Source organism: Bacteroides sp. AR29 (assembly GCF_900217715.1).
GTDB classification, from domain to species: domain Bacteria; phylum Bacteroidota; class Bacteroidia; order Bacteroidales; family Bacteroidaceae; genus Bacteroides; species Bacteroides uniformis.
Genome location: NZ_OBMS01000003.1, coordinates 73,953 through 95,866, shown reverse-complemented (window position 1 = coordinate 95,866; position 21,914 = coordinate 73,953). Strand labels below are relative to the sequence as shown.

13 protein-coding genes and 2 pseudogenes are annotated in these 21,914 nt (G+C 42.9%); 6 read left to right on the top strand and 9 right to left on the bottom strand.

The genetic code is table 11. From position 1 onward, the window contains the following. Positions 1-9 precede the first annotated feature (9 nt). The 7 genes from CSD97_RS02005 to CSD97_RS01975 all read right to left on the bottom strand — a co-directional run bounded on the left by CSD97_RS02005 (position 10) and on the right by CSD97_RS01975 (position 11,751). On the bottom strand, positions 10-3,228 hold the full coding sequence (locus CSD97_RS02005; RefSeq protein ID WP_057097367.1) for a TonB-dependent receptor: 3,219 nt from the start codon (positions 3,226-3,228) through the stop codon (positions 10-12). Positions 3,229-3,325: 97 nt separating this feature from the next. Then, positions 3,326-4,507, bottom strand: coding sequence for a glycoside hydrolase family 172 protein (locus CSD97_RS02000; protein ID WP_057097365.1), 1,182 nt, complete (start codon positions 4,505-4,507; stop codon positions 3,326-3,328). A 28-nt stretch (positions 4,508-4,535) separates the two neighbouring features. Next, positions 4,536-6,176, bottom strand: a complete 1,641-nt coding sequence (locus CSD97_RS01995; RefSeq protein WP_009037506.1) for a ribulokinase — start codon at positions 6,174-6,176, stop codon at positions 4,536-4,538. Positions 6,177-6,187: 11 nt separating this feature from the next. Beyond that, a complete protein-coding gene (gene fucP / locus CSD97_RS01990) occupies positions 6,188-7,618 on the bottom strand; it encodes an L-fucose:H+ symporter permease (RefSeq protein WP_055288462.1) in 1,431 nt (476 codons plus the stop codon). Positions 7,619-7,643: 25 nt separating this feature from the next. Further along, positions 7,644-8,867 carry a DUF6786 family protein gene (locus CSD97_RS01985; RefSeq protein WP_008662244.1) on the bottom strand — a complete coding sequence of 408 codons (1,224 nt, stop codon included), beginning with the start codon at positions 8,865-8,867 and terminating at the stop codon, positions 7,644-7,646. Positions 8,868-8,881: 14 nt separating this feature from the next. Beyond that, the gene (locus tag CSD97_RS01980) at positions 8,882-10,669 is read right to left on the bottom strand and encodes an L-fucose isomerase (protein ID WP_005824683.1); all 1,788 of its coding nucleotides are present in this window, start codon (positions 10,667-10,669) and stop codon (positions 8,882-8,884) included. A 77-nt stretch (positions 10,670-10,746) separates the two neighbouring features. Further along, positions 10,747-11,751, bottom strand: a complete 1,005-nt coding sequence (locus CSD97_RS01975) for a LacI family DNA-binding transcriptional regulator (protein ID WP_005824684.1) — start codon at positions 11,749-11,751, stop codon at positions 10,747-10,749. 230 nt (positions 11,752-11,981) lie between these two features. Between CSD97_RS01975 and CSD97_RS01970 the strand changes: the two genes are divergently transcribed. Both CSD97_RS01970 and CSD97_RS01965 read left to right on the top strand, forming a co-directional pair. Next, positions 11,982-13,046, top strand: a complete 1,065-nt coding sequence (locus tag CSD97_RS01970) for a hypothetical protein (RefSeq protein WP_055288463.1) — start codon at positions 11,982-11,984, stop codon at positions 13,044-13,046. Between the two features lie 294 nt (positions 13,047-13,340). Next, positions 13,341-14,414 (top strand): annotated as a pseudogene (locus tag CSD97_RS01965) (IS4 family transposase); the annotation flags it as partial. A gap of 91 nt (positions 14,415-14,505) precedes the next feature. Here the strand turns inward: CSD97_RS01965 and CSD97_RS01960 are convergent. Beyond that, the gene (locus CSD97_RS01960) at positions 14,506-15,384 is read right to left on the bottom strand and encodes a DMT family transporter (protein WP_055288464.1); all 879 of its coding nucleotides are present in this window, start codon (positions 15,382-15,384) and stop codon (positions 14,506-14,508) included. A gap of 548 nt (positions 15,385-15,932) precedes the next feature. Here CSD97_RS01960 and CSD97_RS01955 point away from each other — a divergent pair. From CSD97_RS01955 to CSD97_RS01945, 4 genes and pseudogenes are all read left to right on the top strand, one after another. Continuing rightward, positions 15,933-18,197 (top strand): annotated as a pseudogene (locus tag CSD97_RS01955) (class I tRNA ligase family protein); the annotation flags it as partial. 24 nt (positions 18,198-18,221) lie between these two features. Continuing rightward, positions 18,222-18,905 carry a class I tRNA ligase family protein gene (locus CSD97_RS19225; protein ID WP_334312626.1) on the top strand — a complete coding sequence of 228 codons (684 nt, stop codon included), beginning with the start codon at positions 18,222-18,224 and terminating at the stop codon, positions 18,903-18,905. A gap of 5 nt (positions 18,906-18,910) precedes the next feature. Next, positions 18,911-19,813 (top strand): YitT family protein, encoded by a 903-nt coding sequence (locus CSD97_RS01950; protein ID WP_005825197.1) that lies wholly within the window; start codon positions 18,911-18,913, stop codon positions 19,811-19,813. 37 nt (positions 19,814-19,850) lie between these two features. Next, a complete protein-coding gene (locus CSD97_RS01945; protein ID WP_005833965.1) occupies positions 19,851-20,429 on the top strand; it encodes a non-canonical purine NTP diphosphatase in 579 nt (192 codons plus the stop codon). 93 nt (positions 20,430-20,522) lie between these two features. Here CSD97_RS01945 and nadA read toward each other — a convergent pair whose 3' ends face one another. After that, entirely contained in the window at positions 20,523-21,461 is a 939-nt protein-coding gene (nadA, locus tag CSD97_RS01940) for a quinolinate synthase NadA (protein WP_057097360.1), read from the bottom strand. Positions 21,462-21,914: the final 453 nt, after the last annotated feature.

Here is a 21,914-nt window from a genome sequence, read left to right as displayed (position 1 = left end):
TTTTTTTAATTAAAATGTAACATTAAGTCCGAAAGTCATTGTGAATGGAGTCAAATATCCATAACCAGACATTTCCGGGTCAAAACTTGTAAATTGGTCATCTCCCCAGAATTTCTTCAAAGTAAATACGTTTCTTGCAGAAGCATATACTCTCAAATTTTTCATCATCATCTTGTTGGTGATTTTAGCAGGAAAAGTATAACCCAATTCTATATTTCTCAACTTCAAGTAAGAACCATCTTCTATATAATAAGTAGACATTCTCTGTTCATTATTGGTCATAACATTTGTCATCGCCGGAATATCTGAATCAGGATTGTCAAACGACCAAGCATCCAATAATCTAGTCGGATGATTTTTTCCGACAGGAACGGAACCTGATATATGCCAAAAATCACTCTGACGCTTCCAATCATTACTTACCTGATTACCAAACACACCTTGGAAAAACATATTCAAATCAAAATTACGATATTTGAAATCGAAAGTGATTCCTCCAAAGAAATCTGGATCGGCTGTTCCGATATACGTTCTGTCAGTCAATTCATCTACACGACCATCACCATCCAAATCTTTATAACGAATTCGACCAATAGCTTTTCCTGGTTGTTCAGCATGGTTATCCACTTCCTCTTGTGTCTTGAAAATTCCATCAGCTACAAGACCATAAAATACATTGGGAGACCTACCAATAACGAAGTCACGGACACCATCTCCCGGATATTTATTAATTACGTTTTCAGGAAGCTCTGTCAATTTCGTCTTATAAGTACCTATATTTGCTGAAATAGTATACTGGAATTCGGCACTTGGGTCATTCCTAAAACTAACTTCAAATTCAAGACCTTGATTATTCATATTTGCACCATTAATCCAAGGTTCTCCACCTTCTCCCATCACAGCAATATAAGGAGTCTGTACAAGAATATCCTTTGTCTTCTTGAAATAGTATCCTAAAGAACCTGTAAGACGTTGGTTGAAAAATCCGAAGTCGACAGCCAAATCCGTCTGCGTAGTAGTTTCCCACTTCAAGTCAGGATTACCAAGCCAAGTTCTCTTATAACCGGAATACAAGGGACCGCTCTCATTACCCTGAATAGGATAAGATGTTCCAAAATAATCTGTTGTAAACGGAGTGGTAGTATATCCTCTCGGAAGACCTTGCACACTTCCGTTTGCTCCCCAGCTAGCACGTAATTTAAGATCGGACAGAAAGTCAAAATCTTCCATAAAAGCTTCATCCTTGATTCTCCAACCAACGGAGAAAGCAGGGAAAGTAGCATAACGGTTATTCTCACCGAATAAAGAAGAACCGTCACGGCGAACGGTAGCAGACAGCAAGTACTTTCCGTTATAAACATAGTTGGCCTTACCAAACAAAGAGAAATAGGTATATTCATCTGCAGAACTACCTAAGTTATATTTCTCTCCGGTAGTTACACCAATATGTGCAAAATCTCTATCTTCCAAATAAATACCTTCTCTTCTTGCAGAAAATCCTTCTTGAACGAATCTGGTTGCCTCAGTACCCAACACAACATCCAAATTGTGTTTACCAGTACTCAATGTATATGACAAAGTGTTAGTCCATACATAACTCAACGGATGTGATTGATAACTGCCTACATAGTTTTCTCCATCGCTATTTCTTCCTCCAGTTTCCGACCAAACACCATCAACAGCACGATTATAAGCATTGCCATAATCAAGACCGAACTGGGTTCTTGCCGAAATGCCTTTCCAAATATTCAAATCGAGGAAAATATTACCAATAATCTTCACATAATTATTGATATTATCCTTATTCATTGTCAATAATCGAACAGGGTTGGTAAAATCATCAAAACCCGGAGCACCAGCCCATCCACCATTTTCATCATATACAGGAGAGGCAGGAGGATTAATCATCGCCCACCATGTTTCACTTTGGTCTCTATACTGCAAATAAGATACTGCAAGATTTTCACCAACTTTCAAATGATTTTTTATCAAACTATATTCAGTATTAGCACGTATCGAATATTGTCTGAAGAATGTATGTATCTGTGTACCTTCATTATTGAAATAACCCAACGAGAACAAGCTTTTGGATTTCTCAGAACCATTAGAAATGGTCAACTGATGATTATGAGAAATAGCAGTCTGAAAAATTTCTCCCATCCAATCTGTATCACTTCCTCTTACAGTTTGGTCTGCATTAAGGTATTCAGCAACTTTAACCTCGTCCAAAACAGCTATTCCATTATCACCTCTATGCCATGTATAATTATACGCTGAAGGCAAAGAAATAGAAGTACCATATACTCTTTCATCATAAGCTTGAGCTTGGAATGCCGCTCTACCATATTGTTCAGCATTCATCAAAGTAGGTTTGTTCAATACAGTATTGATAGAAACACTACCATTATACTCAATGTTTGTCTTACCTGCTTGACCCTTTTTTGTCTGAATCAAAATAACACCACCGGAAGCTCTTGCACCATAAATAGAGGCAGATGCTGCATCTTTCAAAACTTGAATAGATTCAATATCACCAGAATTTATATCACGAAGATTCAAATTTTCAGTAGGCATACCATCCAAAACAATTAAAGGCTTAACTCCTCCCGAAAGAGAAGACAATCCACGAATCTGCACCGTAGTTCCTTCAGCAGGATTACCACCATTTGTAGTGATATGCACACCAGCCATCTTTCCTTGTAATGACTTCATGGCATTGGCAGAAGCATTTTTCTTTAAATCACTCGCATTTGCCATTGCAACAGAACCTGTCAAATCCGCTTTCTTCTGTGTCATATAACCAGTGTATACCACAACTTCTGACAACATTGTAGCATCACTCTTCATGATAACATTCAAAAAGTTTAAGCCTTTAACCGAATATTCTTCCGTTTTTTGACCAATATAAGAAAAGACTAATATTGCCTTATCAGAAGGTATTTTTATAGAGTATTTTCCATCAATATCAGTCGTGGTACCGATAGTAGTTCCTTTAACAACAACATTCACTCCAACAAGAGGTTCATTCGTTCCTTCTTCCAAAACCGTTCCTTGTATTATCCTCTCTTGTTGAATCACGTTAGAAGTATCTATACCATGTCCAGATACTTGAATAAACTCTTTTGTCTCCGATACAGCCACAGAAAGAGGTAAACTATCCCCTGCATAAGCTGTCAATGACAACATTGATACCAATGCCACGAAACCATTTCTTTTGAAATATTTCATAATATAAATAAAAAAGGTTAATAATATAATATTATTTACTATACAATACGTTTTTCCTAAAATTGTACTGCACAGCCTCTATACTCAAACTTTTATTTTACCATCTTGGAATTTCCAAACCGTCCTTGCTCGGCAAGGCCGGGAATTTGGCATGCGGCTCAGCCTGGTACCAGAAAGTGGTCGACGAGATATCCGACTTCTGGTTGTTGTAGCGTCCGTCATGGCGCCATCCCAGGTCCTGTATCGTGACCTTCAGGTCCTTGTCGAAGCGTACCGGGTCAAGGATATGCCAGCGGTACAGCCCGAAAGCGGTCACCGCACGGTACAGCCCGTCGGGACGGATTACCTGGTGCATGCCGGCATAGGGGGTGGTGAACTCCTGGTACTGGCGCGTCTTCTGGTTCTCGAAATTGTACGAGCCGCAGAAGTAGTCCTCAATCCCGGTCCCGCAGATAGTCGGATATTCCCTGTCACCGTCCATGTAGAACTTGATTTCCCCCTCACCCCACCAGCAGTTGTCGTTTACACGCCATGCCAGGTAGGTACCCACGTACTGTCCCTTGCCCTTCACACCGTCAATCAGCGTGTGCAGCGACCCCTGGGTCGGATTGGAGCGGCGGAACTGCGCGTGGAAGTAGGCCTCGTCCTCAGGAACTTCTGTCAGGGTGTAGTTGATTTGGTAGTACAGGCGCATCTCCTCGGCGGTGTTGATGTTCTCCAGCGTGATACGGGCTTTCTTGCGGAAAGGCATCTTCCAGTAGCAGTTGAAGGCGCTGCCCGGATTCACGCAGACGGCCAGTGAGGAGAGCTGTGCATATTCATTGTATGCGCTGCAGAAGAAGTCACCCACCGGACATTCGACGGAAGGCTCCTTCTCGTCGTCCCAGTACATTCTCAGGATGGAGAAGCGCCAGTTCCCGGTCGGTGTCATCCAGATCTGCTGGATGGCTCCCGGACCCTCGATCTCCGCAATCGTGATTGTCTCTCCCGGTTTCACGATGATGAAGGGGTTTACCTTCCAACCCTTGCCCAGGTCCTTGGCCGCATGGTGGGCGTTGGCCACATTGCGCTGATCCTTGTCCCTGACCGGATCGGCCATGCCGCCCTTGCCCTTCTCGCCTGTAAAGTTCTCAGGGCTGATGGAACGTGTCTTGGCATCGGACAGTCTTGACAGGTTACCCATGTTCATGTCCAGACCGTTGAACGGGTAGTTGCTTTGGGCGTAAACACCCACGGTGACCATGCATAAGGCCGCCAAAATTAATGATTTGATTCTCATGTTTTAAATAGATTAATGGTTTGTATACTTAGTTAATGGTTTCAGCAAGTTTTGCCAGTTCAAGATATTTCTTGTATAGTTTTTCGTAGATGAGGGCTCTTTTCTCATCCGGCCGGTATTCAGCCTCGATGTCCGACCCCATGTGCCTTGTCGCCTCATTGATATCCTTGTACACCCCTGCGGCAACTGCCGCGAACATTGCCGCTCCCAAGGCACAGGTCTGTTCCGAGCGTACCACACGGATGGGCATGTCCAGCACGTCCGCCAGCGTCTGCATCACGAAGGGCGCCTTCTTGCTGATACCCCCGATGGCATTGACCGAATCAATGCGCAGCCCCTGGCCCTTCATATGCTCCACAATACGGCGGGAACCGAAGGCGGTGGCTTCCACCAGCGCACGGAATATTTCCGGGGCGCTGGTACCCAGCGTGAGTCCCGCAACGGCACCCTTCACGTTCTGGTCCGCATCGGGGGTACGGCGGCCGTTCATCCAGTCCAGGGCGACAACACCGTCCTCGGAGGGTTCCATGTCCTGGGCCTCACGGGTGAGTTCCACCAGCATGCCGTCCAGAACTTTCTGCCTGGCCTCCCCTCCGGGGATATCTTTCAGTGTCCATGCCAGCATCTTCCTGAACCAGGCGTAGATGTCTCCGAAAGCCGACTGTCCGGCTTCGAAACCGACGAATCCCGGAAGCACCGAACCGTCCACCTGGCCGCAGATTCCCTTGATACAGCGTCCGCCTACCTCGTCTTTGCCGGCAACCATGATGTCGCAGGTGGATGTTCCCATGATACGTGTCAGTATCCCCGGGGCGACGGATGCGCCTACGGCTCCCATATGGGCGTCCAGCGCCCCCACGGCCACGGCGATTCCTCGGGGAAGTCCAAGCCTGTCTGCCCACTCGGGTGTCAGTTCCCCTGCCTTGGTGTCGCTGGTGTGGGTTTCTGTGAACAGATGGGGGAGCATTTCCTTCAAGGCCGGATTAAGTTCTTCGAGAACTTCGCCGGAAGGAAGACCCCAACTGGCATGCCACATTGCTTTATGTCCAGCAGCACAACGGCTACGAAAAATCTGTTCCGGAATAGTGTTACCAGTTACTAATCCAGTCATCCAATCACAGTGTTCTACCCAAGCATAAGCAGCATCCTTTATAGCGACGTTTGTGTTGATAATATGTAAAACCTTTGACCATACCCATTCTGATGAATAAGTACCACCTTCATAAAGTAAATAATCAAGGTTACGTTTATTAATCAGTGCGTTGATTTGCTCAGCTTCTCGAACAGCTGTATGATCTTTCCAAAGAATAAACATAGCATCCGGTTCTTCTGCAAACTCGGGACATAAAGCTAATGGCATTCCTGCCCTATCAGTTAAAGCAGGAGTACTACCAGTTGTGTCAAAACATAATCCACAAATAGAAGCAATCTCTTCTTCCTTCAAATCAGATAAGGCTATATGTACAGCCTCTGTCATGGATTCAATATAATCCAATGGATGTTGGCGATAGCGATTGTTGTGTGCATCGCAGTAAAGCCCCGCTTTCCAACGGGGGTAAAAACTTACCCCCGTAGCCATTTCACGGCCAGTATATGTATCCACTACCAGTGCACGACAAGAATCCGTACCAAAATCAAGACCAATAACGTATTTCTTGTTTGATTCCATAGTCTAAAGCATTATTTGGTTGTTAACTCTTGTTTTCTTGCAATGAAAAACCCATAATAGGCAATCACTGCAAAAGCAACGGCCGGTACAGCATATGCAGCCATAATACTACCTGTCTGGTCGGAGACAATACCCTGAATTTGGGTCAGAACGGCAGCACCGGCAATAGCCATTACCATGAATGAACCGCCGATTTTAGTATCATCCCCCAAACCTGTAAGACCAAAACCATAAATGGTCGGGAACATCAATGACATACATCCGGAAATACCCATCAGGCAATAGACGCCGAAACTGCCCTTACCGAACATGGCACCCAAACAACACATTACAGCAAGAAGCGCAAGTCCTATCAAGAGTTTATAAGCTTTCACGTACTTCATCATTGCAGTGCATACAAACCTCATGGTCACAAAGAGAATGAGCGACATGATATAGTAAGTGGCCGCAGCCTGTTCTGCCGTACGCGGCAGCAAGTCATCCAATCCAAGCCATTCACAACAATTATAGAATGCGGCAGCTACCGGTTCCACTCCCCGTAATGCATTTACAACAGCATCTGCAGAAGCAGAATCTCCTAAAGAAGCCAATACACCGTCAAAATTCAGCTGTACCATAGCATAACGGATCACGAATGACCATACGGCTATCTGTGCACCAATATTGAAAAATTGTGCTATTACACCCCATACATAATTCTTATTCTTTATAAGACGACGAAGAGTGGCACCAAACTCTATTTTTTCACCTTTTTCACTAAGATTAGGCATTTTGGTAAGCCGAATAGCAAGTAAGAGCACCAACATCACCAGACCAAGTACCACATAAGCAGTAGTAACAGCATTCAATTCCTGCCCCTGGATGGCGGCCAGCTCCTCAGCCGGAAGTTGGGCACGCTCTGTCGCTGTCATTCCATTCAGTTGTGAGAGGATGAAAATCTGACTGATCACCACTCCCGTAATCGCTCCGAACGGATTGAAGGCCTGAGACAGATTCAAACGGCGTGTCGCGGTACTTTCAGGACCGATTGCCAATACATAAGAATTAGTAGACGTCTCCAGAACTGAAAGTCCGGCAAAGAGAACAAAGATTGCCAGCAGATACATAAAGAAGCTGAAGTCAACATTCACTCCCGAGCTAAGCATGGCAGGATAGAACAGTAAAGCCCCAAATGCATATAGACCAAGCCCCAGCATCACGCCTGATTTATAAGTGTATTTCTTGATAAACAAGGCACCGGGAACAGCACAACATCCATATCCCAACAAATAGCACACTACCTGTATCCAAGCTGTTTTTGAATCACTCATACTCATGATGCGCTTGAAAGCTGCAAGCATAGTATCTGTCAGATTATTCGGCACAGCCCAGGCAAAGAAAAGAGTAGTGAGCAGAATGAATGGGAAGAGGATTCCTTTCGGTATTATTTTATTTGATTCCATACGAATTCTCCATTATATAGTTACCCTATTGAAACTTTGTTTTTATTACATTCAAATCTGCTCCAAATAAATCTTGCACGATAGGAACCAATTGTTCATCCTTACCTTGTATATGAATCACCTTTTGCGTATGGACCAATGAGGCACCGGGAGCCAGCTCCGCACCAGGAGAAGACGTTTCAATTTCATAGAAAGGTCCCATTATAGAACCGTCTTCTACCGGACCGTCATTATAAGAGTTGATTACATCGCCAGCAAACGGATCTTCCTGAGGTCCCCATTGGCCATTTACGTAGACTGAAGGAGTTTCGGGAAGACTACACCACAGGATTGTGAGTACGCCTTTCGATGAATCATAACTTCCGCAAATATCCGTTGCCCGTGAAGCCGGCAATCCCAGCTTGGAACGATAGAGCCCGTCAATCTTGAAATAGATAATACCATTTTCCTTTATCAGCCTATCCGCCGGTATCTTACCGAAATATTCATCATTCACAATTGTTCCTTCCGCATCTTGCTTATAAGGAATGAATACAGTAGTGGTCGGTGTAGGATTAAAACAGCCGAGCATCCACACAGATACAAGACCACCCTCTTTTGTCCATGCCTTGTCACCTGTATTGGTAATCTTATTCTCACTCTTGTAAGCTACAATTTTCATATCATTTGTAAGCTGGATATTAAAATCGGCAGCCACTTCACCAGCATCCATCAACGATACAGTACGGTCAATATTCATATCAAAAGTAGTACCGGAAGCATTTGTCAAACGAGTATCTTTCACAAAACGGATACTACTGTTGTCTTGCGACTTTATGTCAAAAGCTTCAGTATCAAGTACCGGAGGAACTATCCAATTATCATAAACCTGCTCTTGTCCTTCCTTAAAATAAAGTGAGAACGGACCACCTTCCGGACCAAGCCAGAAGCGTTCCTCACCTCCTACCGGATTAAATTGAGAACTGACTTTGCCTTCATTTATGAAACGATAATTAATCCAGCCGTAACTATCACCTTCATCGCCGGAAGCAGAAGTAGTCATTACACGGCCTTGCCATGCAGGAATAACCATCACTTTAGAATTCCCATCAGCAGATACCAATTCAGTATATTCAATGCCGTGGTCCTTTAAGAACTGGGCATCATAAGCATAACTTCCCATCTTGATTTCTTTTTGTCCGCCGCATGATACAAGTATTGCAGTTGCACCTACCAGCAGAGTGTTTTTCAGTTTGGTTGATTTCAACATAACGCCTGTTTCCTTTATTTATAGAGAGGTCCATAATTCTTGCAAGCTCTATAGTCACTGCCTTCCATATCCTCGCCAAAAGCGGTCCATGCACTGGGACGGAAAATATTTTCCTCAGAAACATTGTGCATGCATACCGGGATACGAAGCATGGAAGCCAGAGTAATCAAGTCAGCACCGATATGACCATAACTGATAGCGCCATGATTAGCCCCCCAGTTATTCATAACAGTATATACATCACGGAAATACCCCTTACCTGTCAGACGTGGAGCGAAGAAAGTGGAAGGCCATGTACGGTCAGTACGTTCATTGATAGCCTTGAAAACATCCTTATCCAAATTTACTGTCCAGCCTTCGGCAATCTGCAATACCGGACCTTGACCTTTTACGAGATTCAAACGGCACATTGTTACCGGCATTTCACCACGAGTCAGGAACTGGGAAGAATAACCACCGCCACGCATATATTCGCGACTGGCCGGATGCCACTTGGTTACAGAAAGACAAGCTTCTACTTCCTCTTCCGTAATTTCCCAGAAAGGCTTCATTACCGGTTTATTGTCACGTGTCTGACAGCCTGTTCCATCAAGCGTACAAGAGCCGGAGTTGATCAGGTGAATGAAACCGTTTGCCGCCTTACCTTCCAATTTCTTACCCGTTACCCGTTCTATGGCATTCGGACTCCAATAAGTACGCACATCCGCAAATATCTGTGCAGTATTGGTCAATAGATGATTGAAGAGCATTGAAGTACAATTCAACGTATCATTTTCCGTAGCGAAAGTAAATGCTTCACGGATACCGTTCCAATCGAAAGAAGTATTCAGTATAGCTTCTGAAAAATCACCGTCAGGCTTATAATCCGTCCACTGGCGCTGTCCCTGGAAACCCGCAGCAATCGCATTGTGTCCCATTGACTCTTCCTTGAACCCCATTTCAGCCAATTTGGGATTGCCAATCATCATATCACGGAAAATAAGAGTCATTTTTACCACGTATTCCCAACGGGCATCTTTCTCTTCACGGGAATATACCAGATGTTCCGGATTAAAGTCTGTCCCTTCATTACTCTTGCAATACTTTTCTGTCCATGCCATGGCACGTGCGAACTCTTCATGGTCATAAATGCCCAACTGGACACGACGTTCTATCTCACTGGCATCCACATACTCATTACGCATGCCCAAATACTCTTGGAAGAAATCAGGATTGGGAATAGAGCCTGCAATGCCCATGGATACACTGCCGATTGAAAGATAGGATTTCCCCTTCATTGTAGCCACAGCTATACCTGCACGGGCAAAACGCAACAATTTTTCCTGTACATCTTCCGGTATCTCCATATTGGTCACCTCCTGTACATCACGTCCGTAAATGCCAAAAGTAGGCAATCCCTTCTGTGTATGGCTTGCCAATGCTGAAGCCAGGTAAACCGCACCCGGACGTTCTGTACCATTAAAGCCCCAGATGGCTTTTGGCATTTCTCCGTCCATATCAATAGTTTCGAATCCATAACACCAGCAAGGAGTTACAGAAAGTACAACACCGACTCCACTATTACGGAATTTTTCAGCCGCCATGGCAGCTTCAGCCACTCCACCAATAGTTGTATCTGCAATGACGCACTCTACGGAAGTGCCGTCACTATGACGTAAGACAGAAGAATAAAGCTCGGCCACTTTATGGGCCATGGCCATAGTCATATCCTCCAATGACTCACGGATACCTCCACGACGACCGTCAATAATAGGTCTGATACCAATTTTCGGCTTTCCACCGATTAATCTTGAATTTCTCATGGTTCAACTGATTTTATTGAGATTAATATAAAAATTAACTAAATCGATTAAGCTATCATGTAAAAAAAACAGCTCTCCTAAGGAGCCATTTCAATAAATTCTCCCTCGGCAAGCACAGACTGCACTGTATTACCGTTAATAATGATATCTATCAGTATTTCAAGTGCTTTCTGTACTAAAACATCTATAGGCTGCTGAATATAGGATATAGGGGCATCAAAAAAGTCAAATACCGGATTACCGTCAAAACCCACTAAACCTATTTTACCAATAATTCCCTCTCCCATGTCCTTTATTGTATATAAACAAGCCAATGAAATCATGTTGGTGGCAAAAAGAAAAGCGTCTACACCGCCATCAATCATTTTAGGCAACAAACGGTCTGCGGACTTTCTGGGAGCATCCTGCCTCAAAAAGACCACGTTAGCCAAGTTTCTCTTACCGGCTTCATCCATAGCCTTTTTATAACCACGGATACGCTCTTTCATATGGATAAGGTTGACATCATAAGCCACCATACAAGGAGCGTTATAGCCTGCATTCAAAAGATGTTTGGTTGATATATAGGAAGCATTGAAGTTATTCAACGCCACATAGCTGACATTGATTTCCGGAAAATAGCGGTCGAACAAAACAATAGGGATATTATTGTTCACAAGTGAAGCGATGGATTTCTCAGAATTGTCACAAGGAACAATGATGAGTCCATCTACCCCTTTATTAATAAGGTTACTAACAACACGGGTCATCTTATCCTTATCCTCATCTGAACTTCCAAAAAGTACGGTATATCCCCGTTTGGTTGCCTCATCTTCCAATACACGCGCTAATTGAGAAAAAAATGGGTTGGAAATATCAGAAACCACTAATCCTATTGTTTTTGTTTTGCCACTACGAAGACTTTTGGCCGCAAGATTAGGCTGGTAGTTCATTTCATTGGCAATTTTCAATATGCGTTGGGCAGTTTCTTCTCCCACGCGATACTCTTTCTTTTTCCCATTCAAAACGAACGAAACCAATGCTGTTGAAACGCCTGCAGCTTCAGCAATATCCTTCAGCGATATTTTTTTTAGTGACGACATATATTTGTGTAACGTTTTTGCTATATAATAGTATTATACTTTTAGGTTACCTCTTGAATCAGTAGCACTTATCGTATTCTCACGATGCAAATATAAACATAAAAATTAAATCTGCAAATTATCTTGCTAATTCGTTATAACATTTTTATATTTGCAGTACCAAATCATGCTAAAAACGATATGAACTACCATAAACGACACATAAAAATTAATTTTAAACTTTTAAAATCATGAAAACCAAGATTCTATTTACACTTTTATTCTTTGCATGCAGAATACACTACCTTTATGGACAGACTAACCTACAAATAGCTCCGGAAACTTTAGCAACTCCGGAAAAAAATGGAATATGGTTACAACCTGCTCAAAATACAAAAGCACAACCCATTTGGGGATTTGCAAATGGTATCCGAATAGGAATTGCTCCATTAGGAGGTCCACGTGGGCTAATTCGTATCTATACACCTTATTTAGAACATGATGAATTTGTTGTTACCAATTTCATTGCTTTTGAACCAATTGATAAAGCAAAAAATAATAGGGGGCTCTCAGAATTGGAATGGAGTCAACTTGATAATGTTCGTGGAAAACGTTTTTGGAGTGGGAATACTCCTGAAGCTCCCTCATTCCCAAATCAATATTATCCAGCTCACGGAGTAATAGCAAAGGAAAATGGAGTTGAAACACTTACTGTGTATTTCTTTTGTGAAACTTTTGATAATGGTGCGGATATCTATGTCCGGACTAAATTCACAGAAGGAAAGCCTTATGAGTTTGAATTAACTACGTATACCACGGAAGAGTCAGATGAGCTAAATCGTTTTATACTCACAGCTACTATGGGAAACAAAGCAAGACTTAGGACATTACATCTCGCAGATGGTAAAACGAAAGAAGCCGGCCAATTATGGCCGAGCTATAAAGATTCTAATTTCACAGAACATAACCATACTCCAGTGGCAGAAATGATAAAAGATAAAAATGGAGGTGTATGGTTTATAGCGTCACCTGATGAGAAAGACCCTACAAAAGCTGTATATGCTGAAGATACACATACACATTGGAAATATACTGGTAAAAAAGCAACGCAATATTGGTATTGTTCCAATCCAAGTAATGAGTTAGAAGGAGTTGTGAATGGTCGTTATACTTATTGGGCAAGTAAATCTCCGATACCTGGTGGTATCGCTTATGAGAACTTTGAACTGACTGAACCATTTCAGTCTGGTCAAAGCTATATTTTTGGTATCACACCTCTTTCATCGGAAGAATTAATAAACCACATTATGAAATAAGAACGGACTACTTTTTGGGTAGAACTTCTTTTCCTCCTTATTTATCCCCTCTTTTGTTCTTAATTTATAGAACAGAAAAGGATAAAAGGTGGATAAAAATAAGAAAAGGATAAATTACAAAACTTACTAAATAGCTTATTACTCTAATGAGAACAGCAGAAAATAGATACTCTATTTCTACTGTTCTCATTTTTTATATATATACAACTTTTCATAGTATAAAATCTCAAAACAATCTTTTAAAGTCAACTTAAGAGATACTTCTTAACTATTGTTGGGGTCTTCCTTCCGGCGAAGTTCTCAAAGCATTTCACTTGCTGGAACCAGTTGCTATCTTTGATGTTTGGCCAACTCTCGAATCGTGAGAGTCTGAGAGATTTGATTGTCGCTCTTGATGCTCATCATTCTAAATGTTATCATCTGGGGATGGGCAGAAATGTTTCAAGATCATCCTTGGCTAGAGCCAACGGGGACAGGGACTATCACATCTTTGAGGCGTATGCTTACTACTTGGTAAACGAAGCAAGACAAAAGCGTGTTACCGACATCTTCAAACTCGGTGGAAACGTTTACGCCTTTGATTCAACAACCATTGATTTATGCCTCTCCGTATTCTGGTGGGCTAAATTCCGTAAGAAGAAGGGTGGTATCAAAGTGCATACATTATATGATGTGGAAACGCAGATACCTGCATCCTTTCACATTATCGAAGCTTCCGTGCATGATTCAAAGGCGATGAATGAAATTCCCTATGAATCTGGCTCCTATTATATCTTTGACCGTGCTTACAACAACTTCAAGATGTTGTATCGGATTCATCAGATAGGTGCTTACTTCGTTGTCAGAGCCAAGAAAAATCTTCAATACATGCCTATCAAGTGGAAGCACAGGTTACCTAAAAACGTATTTTCAGATATGACTATTGGATTGACGGGCTTTTATCCCAAACAATACTATCCCGAACCTCTTCGCTTGGTTAGATATTGGGATGAAGAACAAAAACGTGAGTTTGTTTTTTTAACGAATGCAACACACATTTCTGCCCTTCAAGTTGCTGAACTTTACAAAAAACGATGACAAGTGGAACTGTTTTTCAAATGGCTGAAGCAGCACCTCAAAATCAAAAAGTTTTGAGGTACTACCGAGAATGCCGTTCGGATACAAATCTACGCTGCTATATGCACCTACTGCCTGGTCGCAATTGTTCAACACGACATGCAACTGGATAGGAGCACGTACGAAATTCTTCAAATATTGAGCATCTAGTTGACAGATAAAACGCCTCTTCGAGACCTCTTTGACAAAACTAAATTGCAAAATGACAAAGAACGATTTGGACCAAATGGACCAAGTTTATTTGATTTTTAATAACGTCCCAATTTTAATGGGACACTAATGTTCAATTGCCATTTATAAAAAATCTGCGATTTACAAGAATTTCAAAGGACTATTCTATTCATCACCTTTTTCCCGCCCAATAAACTCCCCCCAATATCAGCACCGCCCCCATCAGAGCAACCATCGTCAGCCGTTCTCCCAACAGAAAAGCAGAACCTATCAGCGTGAAGAGAGGATTCAGATAAATATAGTTGGAAGCTCTTATTGTTCCTAATTGTTTCAATATTACATTCCAGACTACAAAGCAAATCAAGGAAGCCAATACACCCAGGAAAAGTAAATTGAACAGAATAGCCGGCTCGAGAAGACGGGCAATGTCGAAATTCCAGGGATGAATCAGAAATGCAGGAAGAATAGTCAATACTCCATAAAAAAATATCTTACGGGTAATGAAAGTTATACCATAACAATTGGACATTTTTCTCATTATCAAGCTATAGAATGCCCAGGAAAAAGCAGCAAGCAAAGTAAGGAAATCACCTAAAGGAGAAATTTTCAATACAAAGCTACCGTTGTAAACCACCAATGCCACACCAACCAATGCCAGCAAAGAACCAGCCATCAATCCACGGGTAGCCTTTTCCTTTTTATAAACCCACAAAGAAAGAATGGTGGTGAGTAACGGAGCCGTACAGACAATAAACGACACATTCGTCGCCAATGTAATCTCCAAAGCTGTATTTTCTGTAAAAAAGTAGAATGAACCGCCTGTCATGCCTCCTAAAAACATCCAAAATTCATCTTTCCAATTGTCGGCAAACAGTTTTCGGGGAGAAATAAGCCAAATGCCCATATAAGCTATCAGGAAACGAAGCAAGAATATTTCCTGCGGAGAAAGACCGTGCCCAATCAATACTTTCGTTGAAATAAAGGTCAGCCCCCAAATACCTACCGTAAGGACGGCAACAAGATGATAAGTATAATTTTTCATTGCGTTCATACACTTCCGACAAGTCGCACAAATATACGTACTTTCTTTTTTCAATACAATGAAACCAACCATAAATAATGTTCAGGGAGGATTTACTAAAACTCGAAGGAAGATTTACTAAAACGGGAGGAAAGATTTAGTAAATCTTCCTTCGAGTTTTAGTAAATCTTTAAACCCCTTATTAGAAGCCTATTGAACGAACTCTCATTTATCGGCAGAATAATAAACAACAATCTGCCGAATACACAGACAAAAAACACAAAGGATGAAATCTTCCCAGACTTCATCCTTCGCTATATCCTAAAAATCTTTTAGTAAATATCCTATTGAATTAATTTAGCTATTATTTGTATTACAAACAAAAAATTAGTTTTAAAAGCACATCACAAATGTAAGTAATAAAAAGTGAATTATCAAGTCTTTGCCATTGTTTTTTATGTTACTTCGCTACAAATCTGAAAATAAACCCGTAACTTTGCACCGATATTAACCGAATACTAACCGGTTTTAACCATTGAATAAACAATGTTTTCAACAAAATATTAATAAGTACCACTATGGAATACAATTTCAGGGAAATTGAAAAGAAATGGCAGAAAAGGTGGGTGGAAAACAAAACCTACCAAGTGACGGAAGACGAAACGAAGAAAAAATTCTATGTACTGAACATGTTCCCCTACCCCTCCGGTGCGGGATTGCATGTAGGTCATCCGCTGGGATATATTGCTTCGGATATTTACGCCCGCTACAAACGACTGCAAGGTTTCAATGTACTGAATCCCATGGGATATGACGCTTACGGACTTCCAGCAGAACAATATGCCATACAAACGGGACAGCACCCTGCAATTACGACCGTCAACAATATCAACCGATACCGTGAACAGTTGGATAAGATAGGTTTCTCTTTCGACTGGAACCGCGAAATCCGTACCTGCGAACCGGAATATTACCATTGGACCCAATGGGCATTCCAAAAGATGTTCAACAGCTACTACTGCAACGATGAAAAGCAGGCACGTCCCATCCAGGAACTGATTGAAGCATTCAGCCAAACCGGTACCGAAGGAATAAACGTGGCTTGCAGCGAAGAACTGAGTTTCACCGCCGCAGAGTGGAATGCCAAGAGCGAAAAGGAACAACAGGAAATCCTGATGAACTACCGTATAGCCTATCTGGGCGAGACGATGGTAAACTGGTGCCCTCAGCTGGGAACCGTACTTGCCAACGATGAAGTGGTGGACGGCGTAAGCGAACGAGGCGGCTTCCCCGTCATTCAAAAGAAGATGCGTCAATGGTGTCTCCGTGTATCTGCCTATGCACAACGCTTGCTGGACGGACTCGATACCATCGACTGGACCGAATCCCTGAAAGAAACCCAAAAGAACTGGATAGGACGCAGCGAAGGCGCTGAAATAGAATTCAAGGTAAAAGACAGCGATTTGGAATTCACTATCTTCACCACCCGTGCAGATACCATGTTCGGCGTCACCTTCATGGTATTGGCTCCCGAAAGCGAACTGGTACAGCAACTTACCACCGACACACAGAAAGATGAAGTAAACGCTTATCTGGAACGCACCAAGAAACGTACTGAACGCGAACGTATTGCCGACCGTAGCGTTACCGGTGTATTCTCCGGAAGCTATGCCATCAATCCCTTTACCGGTGAGGCAGTTCCCATCTGGATAAGCGACTATGTACTTGCCGGATACGGTACGGGTGCCATCATGGCTGTGCCTGCGCACGACAGCCGTGACTATGCTTTTGCCAAGCACTTCGGTCTCGAAATCCGTCCGTTGGTAGAAGGCTGCGATGTAAGCGAAGAGAGCTTCGATGCCAAGGAAGGCATTGTATGCAACTCTCCACGCGAAGGCGTTACTCCCTATTGCGACCTCTCACTGAACGGGCTGACCATCAAGGAAGCGATTGCCGCTACCAAGAAATATGTGAAAGAGCATAACTTGGGACGTGTAAAGGTGAACTTCCGTCTGCGCGATGCCATCTTCTCACGCCAGCGCTATTGGGGCGAGCCGTTCCCGGTTTACTACAAGGACAACATGCCTTACATGATTGACGAGAGCGCCCTACCCTTAGAACTGCCCGAAGTAGCCAAATTCCTGCCTACCGAAACCGGTGAACCTCCATTGGGACATGCCACAAAATGGGCTTGGGATACTGTGAACAAATGTGTTGTGGAAAACGAAAAGATAGACAACATCACCGTCTTCCCGTTGGAACTCAACACGATGCCCGGATTTGCCGGTTCAAGCGCCTATTATCTGCGCTACATGGACCCGCACAACAACCAGGCACTTGTAGATAAGAAAGTAGATGAATACTGGCACAATGTAGACCTTTACGTAGGCGGTACCGAACATGCCACCGGTCACTTGATATACTCCCGTTTCTGGAATAAGTTCCTGTACGACCTCGGCATTTCCGTAGCCGAAGAACCGTTCCAAAAGCTGGTGAACCAAGGTATGATTCAAGGACGGAGCAACTTCGTCTATCGTTTTTCTCCTTGGAATAAGACTATAAAAGAACCTATAGCAACTAATATCTTCATATCAAAAGATATTGTAGATAGAATGTTATCAAATGAAGGAATACCACCTTATGAATTAAAAGAAATATTTGATAAAAATAATATCAAATATGAACAGAATTGGCTAATTTATCAAGGTATTAATCTTAATTGTAATGAAATTCACGTTGATGTTAATATTGTATCAAATGATATTTTAGACGAAAAATCCTTCAAAAATTGGAGACCAGAATACCAAGATGCTCAGTTTGTACATAACGAAGACGGCAAGTACATCTGCGGATGGGCTGTAGAGAAGATGAGCAAATCCATGTTCAACGTGGTCAATCCCGACATGATTGTCGACAAATACGGTGCCGACACTCTCCGCATGTACGAAATGTTCCTCGGCCCGGTAGAACAATCAAAGCCGTGGGATACAAACGGAATAGACGGTGTGCACCGCTTCATCAAGAAGTTCTGGTCACTGTTCTACGACCGCAACGACAATTATCTGGTAACGGATGAACCTGCCACCAAGGAAGAACTGAAATCCCTCCATAAACTGATTAAGAAAGTGACAGGAGACATCGAGCAATTCTCTTACAACACAAGTATCAGTGCCTTTATGATTTGTGTAAACGAGTTGTTCGGAATGAAGTGCAGCAAGAAGGAAATCCTGAACCAGTTTATCATCGTTCTGGCTCCCTTTGCTCCGCATGTATGCGAAGAGTTGTGGGAGACACTGGGCAATGCAGGCTCCGTATGCGATGCCAAGTGGCCGGTATGCAACGAAGAATACTTGGTGGAAAATACGGTCAACTACACCGTTTCCTTCAACGGAAAAGCACGGTTCAACATGGAGTTCCCGGCAGATGCGGCATCGGATGCCATCCAGACTGCTGTATTGGCCGACGAACGTTCTGAAAAATGGATGGAAGGCAAGTCCATCGTCAAAGTAATCGTAGTGCCGAAGAAGATTGTGAACATCGTTGTCAAATAACAGATATGCAAATTACAAAACCAACCAAAGCGGAAGTGACGAGAGAGCTGAAGGATTATATCTTCATCACTCTGGGACTCATCAGCTATGCACTGGGATGGGCGGCATTCCTCATTCCCTATCAGATTACGACCGGAGGTACTACCGGTATCGGTGCCATCATCTATTATGCCACCGGATTTCCCATCCAGTGGTCATACTTCATCATCAATGCCGTACTGATGACTTTTGCCATCAAGATACTCGGACCGAAGTTCAGTATCAAGACTACGTTTGCCATCTTCGGACTCACTTTCTTCTTATGGTTTTTTCAGTTGCTGGTGAACGGTTCGGACGGCGTCCCTCCCCAACTGCTGGGCGAAGGACAAGACTTCATGGCTTGCCTGATAGGTGCGGCAATGTGCGGTGCCGGACTGGGTATCGTGTTCAACTGCAACGGCAGCACGGGAGGTACGGACATCATTGCAGCCATCATCCATAAATACAAGGATGTCACGCTGGGACGCATGATTATGGCTTGCGACTTCATTATCATCAGTTCCTGCTATGTGGTATTCCATGACTGGCGACGCGTGATATTCGGTTTTGTAACTTTGTTTGTCATCGGATTTGTACTGGATTACATAGTCAACAGTGCCCGGCAATCCGTTCAATTCTTTATTTTCTCCAAAGAATATGAAAAGATTGCCGACCGCATCACCAAAGAAACCCATCGCGGTGTAACGGTACTCGACGGTATCGGCTGGTACAGTAAACACAACGTGAAGGTACTGGTCGTCCTTGCCTACAAACGCCAATCGGTAGAAATATTCCGGATGGTGAAAGATATAGACCCGAACGCTTTCATTTCCCAAAGTTCCGTCATCGGTGTATACGGAGAAGGTTTCGACCGGTTGAAAGTGAAATAGGGACTTGTATAAGCCACAAGTATAAGGAGAACATAATATGAGAAAGAAATTTGTATTTGCCACCAACAATTCACACAAACTGGAAGAAGTGACTGCCATTTTGGGAGAGAAGGTCGAACTTCTCAGCATGAAGGATATCAAATGCGATACTGACATTCCGGAAACTGCAGACACACTTGAAGGAAATGCTTTGCTGAAAGCAAGATATATCTTCGATAACTATCATCTGGACTGTTTTGCCGATGATACCGGTTTGGAAGTGGAGGCCCTTGGTGGGGCACCGGGTGTATATTCCGCCCGTTATGCCGGCGATGCACACAATTCGGAAGCAAACATGAAGAAGTTGCTGAAAGATATGGAGGGCATCGAGAACCGGAAAGCGCAATTCCGTACCGTATTTGTACTTATCATCGACGGAAAGGAACATCTGTTTGAAGGCATCGTGAAAGGAGAAATCACGAAAAACAGAAAAGGCGCTTCAGGCTTCGGTTACGATCCCATATTCATTCCCGAAGGATATACGCAGACTTTTGCAGAAATGGGGAATGAACTGAAGAATAAAATCAGTCACCGGGCATTGGCCACTAACAAGTTGTGTAAGTTCTTAATGAGATAATGTTTTTAATGTGCTGATATGCTAATGTGCCAATGTGCTAATTGGCTGCGCTGTCACGCCGAAAGGTCATTGGCACATTGGCATATCAGCACATTATAACCCCAGTTGAGCCGATATTTCCAACATCCTCTTAATCGGTTTCACTGCTTTTTCTGCAATCTCAGCATCCACCTTTATTTCCGGTGATTCGTTTTTCAAACAATCATAAAGCTTTTCCAGTGTATTCAGCCGCATGTAACTGCATTCATTGCAGGCACAAGTGCTGTCGTTGGGAGGAGCCGGAATAAATGTTGTCTGCGGGCATTGTTTCTGCATCTCGTGCAGGATACCGCTTTCGGTAGCTACAATGTAGCTCTTTTCGGGATGTGCCACTGCGTACTTCAGCAAAGCTGCCGTAGAGCCTACCACATCAGCCAGTTTCAAGACTGTACTCTTGCATTCGGGATGTGCCAGTACCACCGCATCGGGATGCTGCCGTTTTATTTCAACAATCTTTTCAACCGAGAATTCCTCGTGTACATGGCATGCGCCATCCCATAATAACATATTTCTTCCGGTAATGGAGTTGATATAATTACCCAAGTTCCGGTCCGGGCCAAAGATTATTTTCTCATCTTTGGGGAAGCTTTCCACAATCTGCTTTGCATTGGTAGAAGTTACCACCACATCGGTCACCGCCTTTACGGCAGCCGTTGTGTTCACATAGGATATCACCGTATATCCGGGATGCTCTTTGACAAACTGACTGAATTTGTCTGCCGGACAACTGTCTGCCAACGAACAGCCTGCCGCCATATCAGGCACCAGTACCTTCTTGTCGGGACAAAGCACCTTCGCCGTTTCTCCCATGAAGTGCACACCGCACATCACGATGATGTCCACCTCCGTTCGGGCCGCCCATTGCGCCAAAGCCAGACTGTCGCCCACGTAATCGGCTATATCTTGTATTTCACCTTTCTGGTAGTAGTGCCCCAGAATGATTGCGTTCTTCTCCTTCTTCAGCTGCTTGATAGCTTCTATAAGATTATCCATAATTATATTTTTTAATTTCTCTTTCTTCTTTAAAAATCCTTTGATAGTAATGATAGGCTGTTAACAGTGTGGACAAATAAATACGATTTTTCTTGCCTATGAAGTTATTAGTATCAAGCTGAATTTTACTCTTATGCTTATAAACCGGGGTTTTTAAGTTTATCCGTTGATAATAAGACTTCTGCTAAACAGCATTAACATGTTGTTAATAATATGCAAAGTTAATAACTTTAGAGTTATAAACCGATGAAACCAGGCTGAAAAATATGTTGAATGAAGCCTGGAAAATTCTCCTTAACTTTTTTGGTTTGTTCGTTTCACTGCTGTAATATGCAGACCTTTGAATAATGCAAGGATTATTTTTAAAATTGTTTCCCTATTGTATTGACACCTTTTCAACGGTTATTAACCGGGATATAAACGGAAAAAAGTATCTTTGCAGGGAGATTTAAA

Coding starts and splice junctions, on each gene's coding strand:
- CSD97_RS02005 (WP_057097367.1), bottom strand. CDS start 3,228: ATGAAATATTTCAAAAGAAATGGTTTCGTGGCATTGGTATCAATGTTG.
- CSD97_RS02000 (WP_057097365.1), bottom strand. CDS start 4,507: ATGAGAATCAAATCATTAATTTTGGCGGCCTTATGCATGGTCACCGTG.
- CSD97_RS01995 (WP_009037506.1), bottom strand. CDS start 6,176: ATGGAATCAAACAAGAAATACGTTATTGGTCTTGATTTTGGTACGGAT.
- fucP (WP_055288462.1), bottom strand. CDS start 7,618: ATGGAATCAAATAAAATAATACCGAAAGGAATCCTCTTCCCATTCATT.
- CSD97_RS01985 (WP_008662244.1), bottom strand. CDS start 8,867: ATGTTGAAATCAACCAAACTGAAAAACACTCTGCTGGTAGGTGCAACT.
- CSD97_RS01980 (WP_005824683.1), bottom strand. CDS start 10,669: ATGAGAAATTCAAGATTAATCGGTGGAAAGCCGAAAATTGGTATCAGA.
- CSD97_RS01975 (WP_005824684.1), bottom strand. CDS start 11,751: ATGTCGTCACTAAAAAAAATATCGCTGAAGGATATTGCTGAAGCTGCA.
- CSD97_RS01970 (WP_055288463.1), top strand. CDS start 11,982: ATGAAAACCAAGATTCTATTTACACTTTTATTCTTTGCATGCAGAATA.
- CSD97_RS01960 (WP_055288464.1), bottom strand. CDS start 15,384: ATGAACGCAATGAAAAATTATACTTATCATCTTGTTGCCGTCCTTACG.
- CSD97_RS19225 (WP_334312626.1), top strand. CDS start 18,222: ATGAGCAAATCCATGTTCAACGTGGTCAATCCCGACATGATTGTCGAC.
- CSD97_RS01950 (WP_005825197.1), top strand. CDS start 18,911: ATGCAAATTACAAAACCAACCAAAGCGGAAGTGACGAGAGAGCTGAAG.
- CSD97_RS01945 (WP_005833965.1), top strand. CDS start 19,851: ATGAGAAAGAAATTTGTATTTGCCACCAACAATTCACACAAACTGGAA.
- nadA (WP_057097360.1), bottom strand. CDS start 21,461: ATGGATAATCTTATAGAAGCTATCAAGCAGCTGAAGAAGGAGAAGAAC.